The 13,749-nt window shown below is 46.0% G+C and carries 16 protein-coding genes; all 16 read right to left on the bottom strand.

Annotation, left to right across the window (positions count from 1 at the left end; all coding sequences use genetic code 11):
- Window positions 1-170: 170 nt before the first annotated feature.
- The 16 genes from G9G53_RS06190 to G9G53_RS06115 all read right to left on the bottom strand — a co-directional run bounded on the left by G9G53_RS06190 (window position 171) and on the right by G9G53_RS06115 (window position 13,737).
- Entirely contained in the window at window positions 171-422 is a 252-nt protein-coding gene (locus G9G53_RS06190; RefSeq protein ID WP_013373430.1) for a DUF1146 family protein, read from the bottom strand.
- A gap of 346 nt (window positions 423-768) precedes the next feature.
- The gene (locus tag G9G53_RS06185; protein ID WP_013312322.1) at window positions 769-1,182 is read right to left on the bottom strand and encodes a F0F1 ATP synthase subunit epsilon; all 414 of its coding nucleotides are present in this window, start codon (window positions 1,180-1,182) and stop codon (window positions 769-771) included.
- Window positions 1,183-1,252: 70 nt separating this feature from the next.
- On the bottom strand, window positions 1,253-2,653 hold the full coding sequence (gene atpD, locus G9G53_RS06180) for a F0F1 ATP synthase subunit beta (RefSeq protein ID WP_029518505.1): 1,401 nt from the start codon (window positions 2,651-2,653) through the stop codon (window positions 1,253-1,255).
- Window positions 2,654-2,774: 121 nt separating this feature from the next.
- The gene (gene atpG, locus G9G53_RS06175) at window positions 2,775-3,641 is read right to left on the bottom strand and encodes an ATP synthase F1 subunit gamma (RefSeq protein ID WP_023990707.1); all 867 of its coding nucleotides are present in this window, start codon (window positions 3,639-3,641) and stop codon (window positions 2,775-2,777) included.
- A 175-nt stretch (window positions 3,642-3,816) separates the two neighbouring features.
- On the bottom strand, window positions 3,817-5,331 hold the full coding sequence (gene atpA / locus G9G53_RS06170; protein ID WP_029518506.1) for a F0F1 ATP synthase subunit alpha: 1,515 nt from the start codon (window positions 5,329-5,331) through the stop codon (window positions 3,817-3,819).
- Between the two features lie 19 nt (window positions 5,332-5,350).
- Complete coding sequence (locus G9G53_RS06165; protein WP_029518507.1) at window positions 5,351-5,896, bottom strand: F0F1 ATP synthase subunit delta; 546 nt, start codon at window positions 5,894-5,896, stop codon at window positions 5,351-5,353.
- Complete coding sequence (atpF, locus tag G9G53_RS06160; RefSeq protein WP_023990709.1) at window positions 5,893-6,381, bottom strand: F0F1 ATP synthase subunit B; 489 nt, start codon at window positions 6,379-6,381, stop codon at window positions 5,893-5,895. Before atpF ends, G9G53_RS06165 begins: the two co-directional genes overlap by 4 nt.
- Before the next feature lie 109 nt (window positions 6,382-6,490).
- Complete coding sequence (atpE, locus tag G9G53_RS06155; protein WP_007432750.1) at window positions 6,491-6,715, bottom strand: F0F1 ATP synthase subunit C; 225 nt, start codon at window positions 6,713-6,715, stop codon at window positions 6,491-6,493.
- 105 nt (window positions 6,716-6,820) lie between these two features.
- Window positions 6,821-7,645, bottom strand: a complete 825-nt coding sequence (atpB, locus tag G9G53_RS06150) for a F0F1 ATP synthase subunit A (RefSeq protein ID WP_069290543.1) — start codon at window positions 7,643-7,645, stop codon at window positions 6,821-6,823.
- Between the two features lie 29 nt (window positions 7,646-7,674).
- A complete protein-coding gene (locus G9G53_RS06145) occupies window positions 7,675-8,055 on the bottom strand; it encodes an ATP synthase subunit I (RefSeq protein ID WP_165146172.1) in 381 nt (126 codons plus the stop codon).
- Window positions 8,048-8,302 (bottom strand): AtpZ/AtpI family protein, encoded by a 255-nt coding sequence (locus tag G9G53_RS06140; RefSeq protein WP_029518510.1) that lies wholly within the window; start codon window positions 8,300-8,302, stop codon window positions 8,048-8,050. Before G9G53_RS06140 ends, G9G53_RS06145 begins: the two co-directional genes overlap by 8 nt.
- 171 nt (window positions 8,303-8,473) lie before the next feature.
- Entirely contained in the window at window positions 8,474-9,643 is a 1,170-nt protein-coding gene (gene wecB, locus G9G53_RS06135; protein WP_029518511.1) for a non-hydrolyzing UDP-N-acetylglucosamine 2-epimerase, read from the bottom strand.
- A 109-nt stretch (window positions 9,644-9,752) separates the two neighbouring features.
- A complete protein-coding gene (gene upp, locus G9G53_RS06130) occupies window positions 9,753-10,382 on the bottom strand; it encodes a uracil phosphoribosyltransferase (protein ID WP_013312332.1) in 630 nt (209 codons plus the stop codon).
- A 356-nt stretch (window positions 10,383-10,738) separates the two neighbouring features.
- Window positions 10,739-12,004: an ABC transporter substrate-binding protein gene (locus tag G9G53_RS06125; protein WP_165146169.1), complete on the bottom strand. Its 1,266-nt coding sequence runs from the start codon at window positions 12,002-12,004 to the stop codon at window positions 10,739-10,741.
- Between the two features lie 15 nt (window positions 12,005-12,019).
- Window positions 12,020-12,856 (bottom strand): carbohydrate ABC transporter permease, encoded by an 837-nt coding sequence (locus G9G53_RS06120; RefSeq protein WP_029518513.1) that lies wholly within the window; start codon window positions 12,854-12,856, stop codon window positions 12,020-12,022.
- Window positions 12,856-13,737: a carbohydrate ABC transporter permease gene (locus tag G9G53_RS06115; RefSeq protein WP_029518514.1), complete on the bottom strand. Its 882-nt coding sequence runs from the start codon at window positions 13,735-13,737 to the stop codon at window positions 12,856-12,858. The genes G9G53_RS06120 and G9G53_RS06115 overlap by 1 nt, the downstream gene beginning before the upstream one ends.
- Window positions 13,738-13,749 lie beyond the last annotated feature (12 nt).

The following is a 13,749-nucleotide window of genomic DNA, read 5'->3' as shown; positions in this document are numbered from 1 at the left end:
GCGTTTTTTTGTACTTGACGACCATTGTACTCTAACTGATTCAGCCAGCTATACATGCATGGTTCTTTTGTTTACCATTGTTAACAATATGACGCGATGTTATTCGACAATTCCCGCAGAGACACAGTCATAAGGTCATATAACCCGCCTACTTCATGTTAAAACAAATTCTAGAGCATCTGGCTCCAAGAGATGTAGCTCAACAGGAACCCCGAAACCAACTGTCCCAAAATAATAGCAAGAAACAAGTGCAGCAATCTGCCCTGCGGTCCTTTCGGTTGTCGGATTAACAAATCCAGCTTTAAGCTCTGTAAAGCCCACCAAGCTAATGCTATACAAATGAGCGATACGATCATAGAGATCAGCGCGGTCATACTCGCCGATTGACTTAGCTGTTCTGCCAATTGCTGTTTCCCGTTCAACCTTAATTCCCCCCATCTGCGTCACAGACTTCTTTATAATACTCGGCGAACGCCTAATATGCCAGTGCTATTTCTGTTTTTAGGACATTTATTTCGACAAAATGTGATTAATCACTTCTGTTTCGTGAATTTAAAAGGTACTAAATACCTAGCAGCCAGGCAAGAAATAGGACTGTACATTTGGTAATAACAGCTAAAAAAGAGTCCGATCACAGTGATCGAAGGAAGCAAGGTTCCTCCTCACCCTCTACCGGACATTTTCTGGCAGAAGTTATGAATTGGTCTCCTTGTCGTTCCATCCGTATACTATGCCGAACCCTTTTAAAATTCCACTTAAACTCCAATATTAATTCTTATTGGTTCTGATGCTTGTAGCATTTAGACGGTTAAGCGCCCGTTGCAGAGCTACTTCCGCCCGATGATGATCTATCTGTTCCTGCTTGCTCTGGAGCCGCAGTTCTGCCCGCTCCCTTGCCGCACGGGCACGCTCCACATCAATTTCTTCGGAACGTTCCGCACTCTCAGCCAAAATGACCACTTTATCCTTGCGGACTTCAAGAAAGCCCCCATTGACCGCGATCACTTCAGTTTGACCACCGATTTTAATGCGTATCGGTGCAATCTTCAAGGGAGTGACCAAGGGAAGGTGTCCGGGCAAAATCCCAAGATCGCCTTCCGAGCCGCGAACACTGATGCTGTTTACCTGTTCTGTATAGACCAGGCGCTCCGGCGTCACAATCTCTAGTAAATACGTGCTCACTTGAATCCCTCCTGGAAGCTGTCCGCAGACAGCTCACTTCGTAAGGCTCGGCTAATCTTTGCCTGTATGTTTACAGCGTTTTAGCTTTTTCAACTGCTTCTTCGATGGCTCCTACAAAAAGGAAGGCCGCTTCTGGAAGGTGGTCATACTTGCCTTCCAAAATTTCTTTGAAGCTTCGTACAGTTTCTTTAACCGGCACATATTTACCCGGGAAGCCGTTAAATGTTTCGGCAACGTGGAAAGGTTGAGAAAGGAAACGCTGGATTTTACGTGCACGTGCTACCAACATTTTATCTTCTTCACTCAGCTCATCCATACCCAGGATGGCAATGATATCCTGAAGCTCATTGTAGCGGGCCAAAATTTGTTTTACCCCTTGCGCTACATTGTAATGCTCTTCACCCACAACGTCTGGAGCCAAAATCCGGGAGCTTGATGCAAGTGGATCAACCGCCGGGTAAATACCCATTTCGGAAATTTTACGTTCCAGATTCGTTGTAGCATCCAAATGGGCAAACGTTGTAGCAGGAGCAGGGTCAGTGTAGTCATCCGCAGGCACGTAGATCGCCTGAATGGAAGTAACGGAACCTTTTTTAGTAGAAGTAATCCGTTCTTGCAATTGACCCATCTCAGTAGCCAGCGTAGGCTGGTAACCTACTGCTGAAGGCATACGTCCCAACAGGGCAGAAACCTCAGAACCCGCTTGGGTAAAGCGGAAAATGTTATCAATAAAGAGCAACACGTCACGGCCTTCTTGGTCACGGAAGTATTCCGCCATCGTCAGACCTGTGAGAGCTACACGCAAACGTGCACCCGGAGGCTCGTTCATTTGTCCGAACACCATCGCTGTTTTGTTGATAACGCCGGAATCTCTCATTTCATGGTACAAGTCATTTCCTTCACGTGTGCGTTCACCTACACCCGCAAATACAGAAATACCACCATGCTCCTGAGCGATATTGTTAATCAATTCTTGAATGGTTACGGTTTTACCTACACCAGCACCACCAAACAATCCGACTTTACCACCTTTGGCATAAGGAGCCAGCAAGTCGATAACTTTAATACCGGTTTCGAGCATCTCTGCTTGAGTTGTCAGCTCATCGAAAGAAGGAGCTTGACGGTGAATTGGGTTTCTAGCCGTTTCACTCATATCAGCACCATTATCAATTGGCGTTCCAAGTACGTTAAATACGCGTCCAAGAGTTGCTTCGCCGACAGGTACTGAAATAGGTGCTCCCAGATCTATGGCTTCAGCTCCACGAACCAAACCATCTGTGGAAGACATGGCAATACAACGCACACGGTTGTCACCTAGATGTTTTGAAGCTTCGAGCGTCAGGTCAATTTTGACTCCGCTCTCCAGCACAGTCCCAATATGAATGGCATTCAGGATTTCCGGAAGTTGTCCACGTTCAAACTCAACGTCGACAACCGGACCCATGATGCTCACTACGCGTCCTTTGTTCATCTTTTGGTTTCCCTCCTACAAGCTTGCACAGCCGCAAATCCGAACCACTCTGATTTGTTTTGCGCCCGCAATTTATCATAATAGTGTAGACTCTGCTATAAAACAGTCGCTATAAGCCTGATTAAGACTGAGCACTTGCTCCTGCAACGATTTCCGTAATTTCCTGGGTAATAGCCGCTTGACGAGCACGGTTATAGGTCAAGGAAAGCTCACCAATTAACTTGGAAGCATTCTTCGTAGCAGATCCCATTGCCGTCATCTTCGCTCCCAGTTCACTAGCTTTACCATCCAGCAAAGCGCCGTAAATGAGCGTTTCCGCGTAACGTGGCAGCAATACTTCCAGCACTCCTTCTGGTGAAGGCTCATACTCATAGTTAATTGAGGATGAAGCTGTAGCTGAATCCGGTGTCGCCATTGGTAACAGACGGTCAACTGTTGGAATTTGAGTCAATGCGTTGACAAAGCGGTTATAGCATAGATAAAGCTCATCAAATTCTTTAAGTTCAAAGCCTTGTACAGCCTTGCTTGCAATCGTTTTGATATCTGCAAAAGCAGGTGTATCCGACAGATCTGTTACTGATTCAGCGATAGGAAATTCACGACGTCTAAAATAATCCCGTCCTTTTCGCCCAATGATGAAAATCACAAATTCATCCTGTGAACGGTGACGTTCAGAAATCGTCTGCGTAACCTGTCGTAAAATATTGGCGTTATAACCACCAGCCAGACCACGATCAGATGTAATGATGAGATAAGCAGTCTTTTTAACCGGACGCGTTTCCAGCATTGGATGCTTGATGTTATTCGCTCCAGAAGCAATGCTACTCACAACTTCCTTAAGCTTTTCCGAGTAAGGACGAGCCGACTCCGCTTTCTCCTGAGCTTTTCTCAGCTTGGATGCAGCGACCATTTCCATCGCTTTCGTGATCTGCTTCGTACTCTGCACACTTTTAATCTGACGTTTAATCTCGCGCATACCTTTTGCCATGATTTCACCACCTTCAAGCTTTGGCAAAGCCAAAGCTAACTTCGTAAGATTCAAATCCAGCCGGGCATATGTTAGAGGGCCTGTTATTGAGGGTAAAACATGCCAAGGAAGCCAAAACCCGGAGGGCACGCTTCCTTAGAACATCTTTCATCATAAACAGGCAAATTCCAATGTATTATACCGACGTGGCGAATGATTTTTTGAATTTCTCGATAGCTGCCTTCAAAGCCGTTTCGTTATCAGCCACCAAGTCTTTCGTGTCGCGGATAGATTGAAGCACGTCCTGATGGTCAGACACCATGAAAGACAGGAAGTCTTTTTCAAAACGTTTTACATCCGCTACAGGGATATCATCAAGGAAGCCTTTTACAGCAGTATACAAGCTCACTACTTGTTGCTCTACAGCAAGCGGTTGGTTAACACCCTGTTTCAGAATTTCCATCATGCGTGCGCCGCGATCCAAACGGGCTTTTGTGGATTTATCCAAGTCGGACCCGAATTGGGAGAACGCTTGAAGCTCACGATATTGAGCAAGATCCAGACGCAGGGAACCTGCTACCTTTTTCATCGCTTTAATCTGAGCTGAACCACCTACACGAGATACGGAAATACCTACGTTGATCGCCGGACGTTGTCCTGCATAGAACAAGTCAGCTTCCAGGAAGATCTGTCCATCTGTGATGGAGATAACATTGGTTGGAATATATGCAGAAACGTCGGAAGCCTGTGTCTCGATGAACGGCAATGCGGTAAGTGATCCGCCGCCCAACTCATCATTCAGCTTCGCTGCACGTTCCAGCAAGCGAGAGTGAAGATAGAAAACGTCACCCGGATATGCTTCACGGCCCGGTGGACGACGCAGCAACAGGGACAATTCCCGGTAAGCTGACGCTTGTTTAGTCAAGTCATCATAAACAACAAGGACATGCTCACCTTTGTACATGAAATACTCACCCATAGCGCAGCCAGAGTAAGGAGCAATGTACAGCAATGGTGATGGCTCGGAAGCTGATGCCGTAACGACAATCGTATATTCCAGCGCACCGTGACGACGCAATGTTTCAACAACTTGAGCTACCGTGGATTGTTTTTGACCAATAGCGACATAAATACATTTCATGCCGTTACCTTTTTGGTTCAAAATTGCATCGATTGCGATAGATGTTTTACCTGTTTGACGGTCACCGATGATCAACTCACGTTGACCACGGCCAATTGGAACCATCGCATCAATAGCTTTAATCCCCGTCTGCATAGGCTCATGTACCGATTTACGGGCCATAACGCCTGGAGCCTGACTTTCAACCGGACGGAATTCTGTTGTAGCAATCGGTCCTTTACCGTCTACTGGTTGCCCCAATGGGTTAACTACACGTCCAATCATTGCTTCCCCTACAGGGACCTGCATGATCTGGCCTGTACGTTTTACTTGACCACCTTCACGAATGTCGGAGAATTGACCCAAAATAACAACACCGACATTGCTTTCTTCCACGTTGAGCGCCAAGCCCAATACGCCAGTGTCGAATTCAACCAATTCACCGGCCATAACTTTTTCCAGTCCGTAGACGCGGGCAATACCGTCGCCGACTTCAACAACAGTGCCGACTTCAACGACCTCGATATCATTTTTATATTGTTCAATCTGACTTTTAATCAATGAACTGATTTCCTCAGGTTTGATACTCAAGTGTGTTCACCCCTATCTTCTATACTCGTCTGTTAAAGGATTTCTCGAGACGATCCAGCTTGCCGGCCAGACTGCCGTCGTACAATGTATCGCCGATAACCACTTTTAATCCGCCCAGCAGACTCGGGTCCACTATATTTTCCACACGGATTGTTTTATGTTCACGGGCTCCGAATTCCTCGGCTACCGCTGTTTTTTCCTGATCACTTAAAGCATAAGTCGAATACACCTTTGCATGAGCAAGTCCCAGCTTGTATTCCTGAATATCGAGGTATCCGGCAAGGAGAGATTCGAACAAATCTGCTCTACTACGCTGAATCAACAGTTTGATCGTGTTAATTAGCGAGGCAGACAACTTGCCTTCAAAACTGTTAGCCAGAACTTGAAGCTTGACCGCTTCCGTAATGTTAGGAGAATTAATGAATTTACGGATTTCAGCATCCCCCGATACAGCCTCTACAAAAGCACGTAGCTCCTGCTCGGTTTCCATAATGGTCTGTTCCTGCTCTGCCACTTCAAACAAAGCTTTCGCATACCGTTTGGCTACTACCGTATCCCGGCTCATGCTTTGCCTCCTACCTCTTTAAGGTATTGGTCGACAAGCTCTCCCTGGACTTGGTCTTCCTTGATTTCCTTTTGAATCAGTTTGGAAGCAATTTGTACCGAAGCTTTACCCACTTCGCTGCGCAGTTCGGCAACCGCCTTATTACGCTCGCTTGTGATTTCACGAACAGCTTCGTCTTTCAGGCGGACAGCTTCGTCCTTGGCCTGAACAATAATTTGCTCCGCTTGTTTGTTACCTGTTTGTTTTGACTGCTCAATAATGTCGTACGCTTCCTTACGTGCCTGCTGGAGAGCCTGCTTTTGCTCCTCAACATAAGCAGCAGCCTGTTCACGCGTCTGTGCCGCTTCATTCATTTGCTGTAATACAAGCTGACGCCGCTTCTCCATAACGGAAAAGAGAGGTCCGAATGCATAACGCGTCAGTAACCAGTACAAGATCAAAAATGCAATGATTGTGAAAACGATACTTGTCCAATTTAAACTCAATTGAAGTCACTCCTTTCCGGTGAACGTCGGTTCTGGATCTTTCATGTTCAAACGAACAAAGAAGGCGCGGATGGCTGTGCCTTCCCCGCCAAACCTTGCTTCCATTCAATTAAGCACCTGCGTAGAAAATGAATGCCAGAACGACCCCGATGATTGGCAGGGCTTCGACCAGACCTACACCGATAAACATTACCGTTTGCAACGTTGCTTTTGCTTCAGGCTGACGAGCGATACCTTCAACTGTTTTACTTACGATCAGACCGTTACCAATACCAGCGCCCAAAGCGCCCAAACCTACTGCGATTGCAGCTGCGATATATGCCCAAACTCCCATTTTAAAAAATCCTCCTTAGTGATGTGTATTTGTGTGTTACATGTATTTGCAGTTAAGAGCGAAGCGTACTCCTGAACTTAACTTAAAACCAGAAAACGAGCTTGTCTAATGCTCTTCTTCATGCGTGTCAATAGACTGTGAAATATATACAAACGTCAGAATCGTGAAGACGAACGCTTGGATACTGCCGACAAAAATACTGAATCCTTGCCAGACCACGAGTCCCAATACGGAAGCAACCATACCTCCCACACCAAGTGCTGTCATTTTCAGCAGAACACTGATCAAAACTTCGCCGGCAAAAATATTACCGAATAGACGCATACCATGTGTCAACAGTTTTGAGAACTGCTCAATCAAGTTAATTGGCAAAAAGAATGGAAATGGCTGAACGTAATGCTTGAAGTAAGCTTTGGTATTACGGAAAATCCCCAGGAAATGAACCAGGACAAAGATCATCAAAGCCAGTCCAATGGATACCCCTGCATCTGCGGTAGGTGATTTCCACCAGCTGATGCCTACATGGGCAGCTTCTCCCGGGTGAGACGCCTGTGCTTGTTCTAATGCTTCTTTGACCGGAATGATTTCATGTCCAAATACTTGGGCACTTTGCACATTATCGAATTCGGTCACAATCCCGAACGGTAATCCCAGCATATTTCCCACGAAGATGAACATGATCAGCGTCATCCCCAAAGAGAGGAATGGCTTCCCTTTTTTCAAATCCATTGTGCTGGTAATCAGTCCTTGAACGAATTCGACGACCCATTCCATAAAATTTTGCAGCTTGCTTGGATTGTCCACAGACAAATTGCGCGTTGCAGCAAATGCCAGTCCAAATACAATCGCGCAGGTCACAATAAGCATAATAATGACGGACAAGTCAATGTTAAACCCGCCCAATTGGATAATCGGTGATTCATGCAACATGTTTTCTCACCCCTTTCTCAGTTGAGCTATCATTTTTCCTGAAGCGCGAATATGATGCCTATAATTAACAGAAGAAATTGCCCAGTCACCAGGCTTGCCATTACAGCGATCTCATGGAAGTAGGCCGGAAATTCTATCGCCAGCACCACTGCCAAAATTGAGGTCCCTAATCGAACGCCAAAGCCAATACCATACACTCTCTTCTTTCTTTCACCGGCGGCCGCACTCGCAACCTGTCGAATTTTGTAGGCCATATACAGCACATTTAGACAGCTTACTCCCGTTCCCAGAATGATTCCGTGAGCAATGTCACGATGTTGGGGCATGAAGGCGGAGACCAGGAAACACAGAGCCATAATACCAAGCGCTACGATCCATAACATTTTTTGCATACGGGTCATCTCATTCATGGTTATCCCTCAATACCTTTCCGATCACAAGGGCAATACTTAATGCGCCTACAACCAAGCCTGCGAGAACGCTTACGCCAATCCAAATTCCGGAGCCACCAAGTTTGGCATCGAGCCAATTTCCGGCATAGAAACCACCCAGTGTGCATATCGCCAAATCAATGCCAATCGCGCTCACCAATCCAATTGCCTTGAAGGCATTTCCGGTGTTATTTCGGTTGTTGTTTTGCTTGGAAGGTTTGACCACTTTTCCATGTCACCCCTGCAATTCCAGTCCATTTTACTTAAATATAAGATGCTTTGTCAATTGAGATATTTTAGCGCCCTAAAGTATAAAATCAAACGACAAAGCATCTTAAATTGCTGTATCCCTTGGTAACCGTACAGTTTAACTGTATGCTTGCCTTGTAAAGAATAATTATATCGGACGAACACCTTTTGTGAACATTGTGTGAAATTCTTCAGGACGTTCGGATTGAACGCCATAATGGTGCAAAATCGCATTGACAATTCTTACTGATGCTTTTCCATCGCCGTAAGGATTCGCTGCCTGACTCATAGAATCGTACAACGCGGAATCTGTCAAAAGTGCCTTGGTCCGATTGTACACGTTCTCTTCGTTCGTACCCACCAGTTCCAAGGTGCCCGCTTCAATTCCTTCCGGTCTTTCAGTCGTATCACGCAGCACCAGAACAGGTACTCCGAACGAAGGCGCTTCTTCCTGAAGCCCACCGGAATCCGTAAGGATCAGATGTGTATGTGGGTAAAAATTGTGCAGATCCACGACATCCAGCGGATCAATCAGCTTAATACGCGGATGGTTGCCTAAAATCTCAAATGCAGGTTCCTTCACAGCCGGACTCGGATGAACCGGATAAACAATAGCGATATCCTCAAACTCATCCGCAATTCGCTTAACCGCATTAAAAATCTGACGATGCGGTTCCCCTTGGGATTCCCGGCGATGTGCTGTCATAAGAATCAGGCGTTTGCCCTGAGCCCACTCCAGTACAGGGTGCTCGTAATCCTGGCGAACCGTATACTGAAATACGTCAGTTACTGTATTGCCTGTAACATATATTCGCGATTCAGGCTTGTTTTCCTTCCGCAAATTTCCAGCCGATAAAGAAGTAGGCGAGAAATGCAGATCAGACAGCACGCCTGTGAGCTGACGGTTCATTTCTTCAGGATATGGAGAAAGCTTGTTCCACGTTCGCAAACCCGCTTCCACATGCCCTACTTCAATCTGCTGCATAAAGGCTGCATAGCTGGCGAGGAAAGTCGTCAGTGTATCACCGTGAACCAACACGATATCGGGCTTGGCCTCACGCAATACAGGTTCCAGACCTTGAAGTACCCGCATGGAGATTTCATTCAGTGTCTGGCGATCCTTCATTACGTCCAGATCATAATCAGGGTGAATATTGAAAACTTCCAGAACCTGATCAAGCATCTGGCGATGTTGAGCTGTAACGCATACCACGGACTCGATATGCTCCGGGTGACGCTGAAGCTCCAAAATAAGAGGAGCCATCTTAATTGCTTCCGGACGCACACCAAAAATTGTCATCACTTTGATTTTGGACATTTTCTGTTGAACCCCTTTTCATAATAAATGTCCGCTTCACAGATCTTCCATTATTTAAAATAAGGACCTGTATAACGTCCATAGATTTTGCCGAACTGCCAAAGGCAGTCTACTTGGTTCCGTACAAGCGGTCTCCCGCGTCACCAAGACCCGGAATGATATATCCATGATCATCCAGACGCTCGTCCAGTGCAGCGACATAGATGTCTACATCAGGATGTGCATCCTGCACAGCTTTGACTCCTTCAGGAGCAGCAATCAGATTCATCATTTTAATTTGAGTGCAGCCTCTCTTTTTCAACACATCAATCGCCGCAATTGCAGAGCCACCCGTTGCAAGCATCGGATCAATCACGATCAATTCGCGCTCAGTTACATCTGTAGGCAGCTTCGTATAGTATTCTACGGGTTGCAGCGTCTCAGGATCGCGGAACAGTCCCACATGGCCCACCTTTGCTGCAGGCAGCAGTTTTACTACGCCATCCAGCATACCCAAGCCTGCACGCAGAATCGGAATAAGACCCAGCATACGTCCGGAAATCACTTTACCTTCTGTCTCAGCAACCGGTGTCTGCACCGTAATGCTTTCCAGCGGGATATCCCTTGTAATTTCATAAGCCATCAATGTTGCTACTTCATCCACCAGCTCGCGGAAATCCTTGGTGTTGGTCCGCACATCGCGGATAAATGTAAGTTTGTGTTGGATCAAAGGGTGATCACAAACCACCAGTTTCGCCATAATATATTCCCTCCGGTATTATCGTCACGTTCTTTCGCACCAGCATATCGAACTATCCTGAGTCGAAAGGATCTATGTAACCTATTTGTACAAACCAAATAAGCACAGATGCAATGCGTGCCTGTAAATCCTGTTTATTATAACATTCCCTTGATTGATTTAACACCTGCCACCGTAACCTTTTGTCAAGGGAAAGATATGACATGTAAAATAATGAATAGGACCGCTTTACGTGTGACTTTCGTCACATAAAAACACAACAAAAAGGCTCTGACGGCCCTTGACCGCCAAAGCCTGAAGGCTTTATACTTCCTGCCCGAGCTATAGCCTTTGCCTCCTCATGCAGAGGTATTCTTTTATCTATACTTCAAATTGTCCCATGCCCCCTGAAATTGTTGAAGCATTTCATCCTTTGTGATAACCCCTGCAATATAGGCTTGCATACTGCTGCTTAAATCCTGATTCAGCCCCTTCGGAAAGCGTTGGAAGTTCCAACTCCATATCTTGCCTTCCCTCACATGCCGAGATATTTCTGCACCTAGATCGCCTGTCGTCTCGTCGCTGGACGTAATACTTTTGAAGGCGGGAACAAACTTAAATTCCTTGGTGATATAATGCTTGCCTGTTTCTGATGTGACCAACCAATTGAGGAATTCTTTTGCCTCCTGCTTCACAGGCGAATTTTTGTTGACCACCCAGTTCGAAGCCACTCCCACAGCGAGTCTACCTCCTGTGGAGGGATCATTGTCTATAGGCGCAGGCAGAATACCCAAATTCAAGTTAGGATTAATTCCATCTATTTGCGGTTGCGTCCAGTTCCCCTGGTGCATCATAGCAGCCTTACCTGTCGAAAACAGCGTCACTTGTGTATTGTAATCCGTCGTGAGCGGATTGCGGTTCCCATATTTTATAGTCAGGTCAAGTAACTTCACCCACTGATCAAACACCGGGTTACCGGGGATACGAGCCGTTCCTTTGTTTAAATCCTTAACATAACTTTCCGGGTTCGGCTGTCTGGCAAACGGGATATTGATAAAATGGTTCCCCAGAACCCACCATTCCGCATACCCGTTAGCAAAAGGTATAATCCCTGCCGTTTTCAGTCGCTTGGCTGCTTCCTCCAGTTCATCTATCGTCTGAGGTAGTTTGGTTATGCCCGCTTTTTTGAACAAATCCTTGTTATAAACAAAACCAAATCCTTCTAGGTTCATAGGCTGTCCATAAATCTTACCGTTAACCGTCATCGGCTTACGAGCGAAATCGTCCAGATCCTTTACCCATGGCTGATCCGACAAATCCTCCAAGTACTCCAACCACGTATCGCGGTCCTGGTAGCCCTCATTTGTGAAAATGTCCGGCTGATCGCCTGATGCGAATTTAGCCTTCAACGAAGCACCGTAGTCCGTACCACCACCGACAGATTGGATATCCAACTTGATGCCAGGGTGCGTTTTTTCATATTCTGCCTTCAGCTTATTTAGCGGTTCCGAAATCTCTACTTTGAATTGATAAATGTGTATCGTTTTCGTCTCACTCTGTTGAGCCTTCGTATTTCCACAACCTGCAAGTGTACATGCGAGCAGCACCATCAAGGAGATGACAAGTAACGCTGTTTTTTTCATCGGATATCCCTCCCTTCAGCCCTTGACCGCACCGGCTGCAATGCCAGAAACGATGTATTTTTGCATCACCAGAAAAAACACAACAATTGGTGTGATCCCCAACACCAGTGCTGGCAGCGCCAAGTCCCATTGCTTGGTGTACTGACCAAACAACATATAGGTTGCAATCGGAATGGTGCGCAGCTCAGGATCATTCAAAATGAGCGAAGGCAACAGATAGTCATTCCAGATCCATAAGGTATTCAAAATAAGCACAGTTACGAACATAGGCAGCAGGAGTGGACAAACGATGCGAAAGAACACCCCGTACCGGGATGAACCGTCCACCCTTGCCGCCTGCTCAATCTCAATAGGTACCGTTTTAATAAAGCCATGAAAAAGAAAAACGGATAAAGGCGCCCCAAAACCCAGATAACATAGGATCAGTCCTGGTATACTGTTGTTTAAGCTCAATACGTTGGACACTTCCATAAGCGGCAACATAATCGATTGAAAGGGAACTACCATTGCTGCCACAAGTAAACCGAATAAAAACCGATTAAAAGGAGTGTCATGCCGAACCATCTGGTAAGCGGCCATCGAGCTGATGAGCAGCAAAAGCGCATTACTGACGATCGTGACAATCAGTGAATTCCCCAGTGCTGTGGGAAAGCTTATTTTATTCCAGGCGTTAGCATAGTTTTCAAAACGGAAGGTTGTCGGCCACGAAGCGGAATGGGCCAAAATGTCACCAAAGGATTTAATGGAGTTTACGAGCAAAAAATAGAATGGAACCAGAAAAATTAACCCGATCACAATAAGCAATATTTCAGCAACCCATGTGCCCAAACGGTAGTTTGACGTTTTTTCCATTACATTTCGACCTCCTTTTTCTTCGTGAGACGCACCTGAATGCTGGTAATGATCGCAACGACCACGAAGAAAATCATAGCCTTGGCAGTTCCCAATCCAAGTCGATTATTTGTAAACGCTTCATTATATATGTCCAACGCTACAGACTCTGTCGACTTGAAAGGTCCCCCCTTTGTGAGAGCCAAATTCAATTCAAATACTTTAAAGGACCAGGATATCGCCAGGAACAAGCAGACGGTCACCGCTGGCATAATAAGTGGCACTACAATATGACGCAAAATCTGTCTTCGGCCCGCGCCGTCAATTTGAGCCGATTCAATCAGGGCAGACGGGACATTATTTAACGAAGATATGTAAATAACCATGAGATAACCTGCATATTGCCATACAAACACAATGACAGTTCCCCAAAAAGCAGTTGGCCCATCACCCAGCCACGGCAGTTTAAAAAAGGAAAGCCCTGTTGCCTCCCCTACCGCAGAAAAGCCGCGTACAAATATAAATTGCCAGATGAAGCCGAGCAGCAAGCCGCCAATCATATTGGGCATAAAAAATACAGTTCGCAGTGCATTACGGGTACGCAACGGTTTGGTAAGTGCATAGGCTAGGAAAAAGCCAATCAGGTTCGTTAGAATGACACCACATACGGTAAACCGAACTGTAAACCAGAACGCATTACGGAAATCTGGATCATCCCTAAATATATGAACGTAATTCCCTAGCCCGAGCCATCGGATATTTTCAGATACTCCATCCCAGTTCGTCATGGAATAATACAGCCCCAGCAGGAACGGAATGACCATAATCAAGACGAAAAACAACGCCATCGGTCCCACAAATACGAGCTGCTGCAATAATTGCGCGGATTTTCTTTGACTCAATGTAATCACTCC

Source organism: Paenibacillus sp. EKM206P (assembly GCF_011066155.1).
Taxonomy (GTDB): Bacteria; Bacillota; Bacilli; order Paenibacillales; family Paenibacillaceae; genus Paenibacillus; species Paenibacillus polymyxa_D.
The sequence above is the reverse complement of the archived record's forward strand: the minus strand, read 5'-3'. Positions and strand labels throughout refer to the sequence as shown.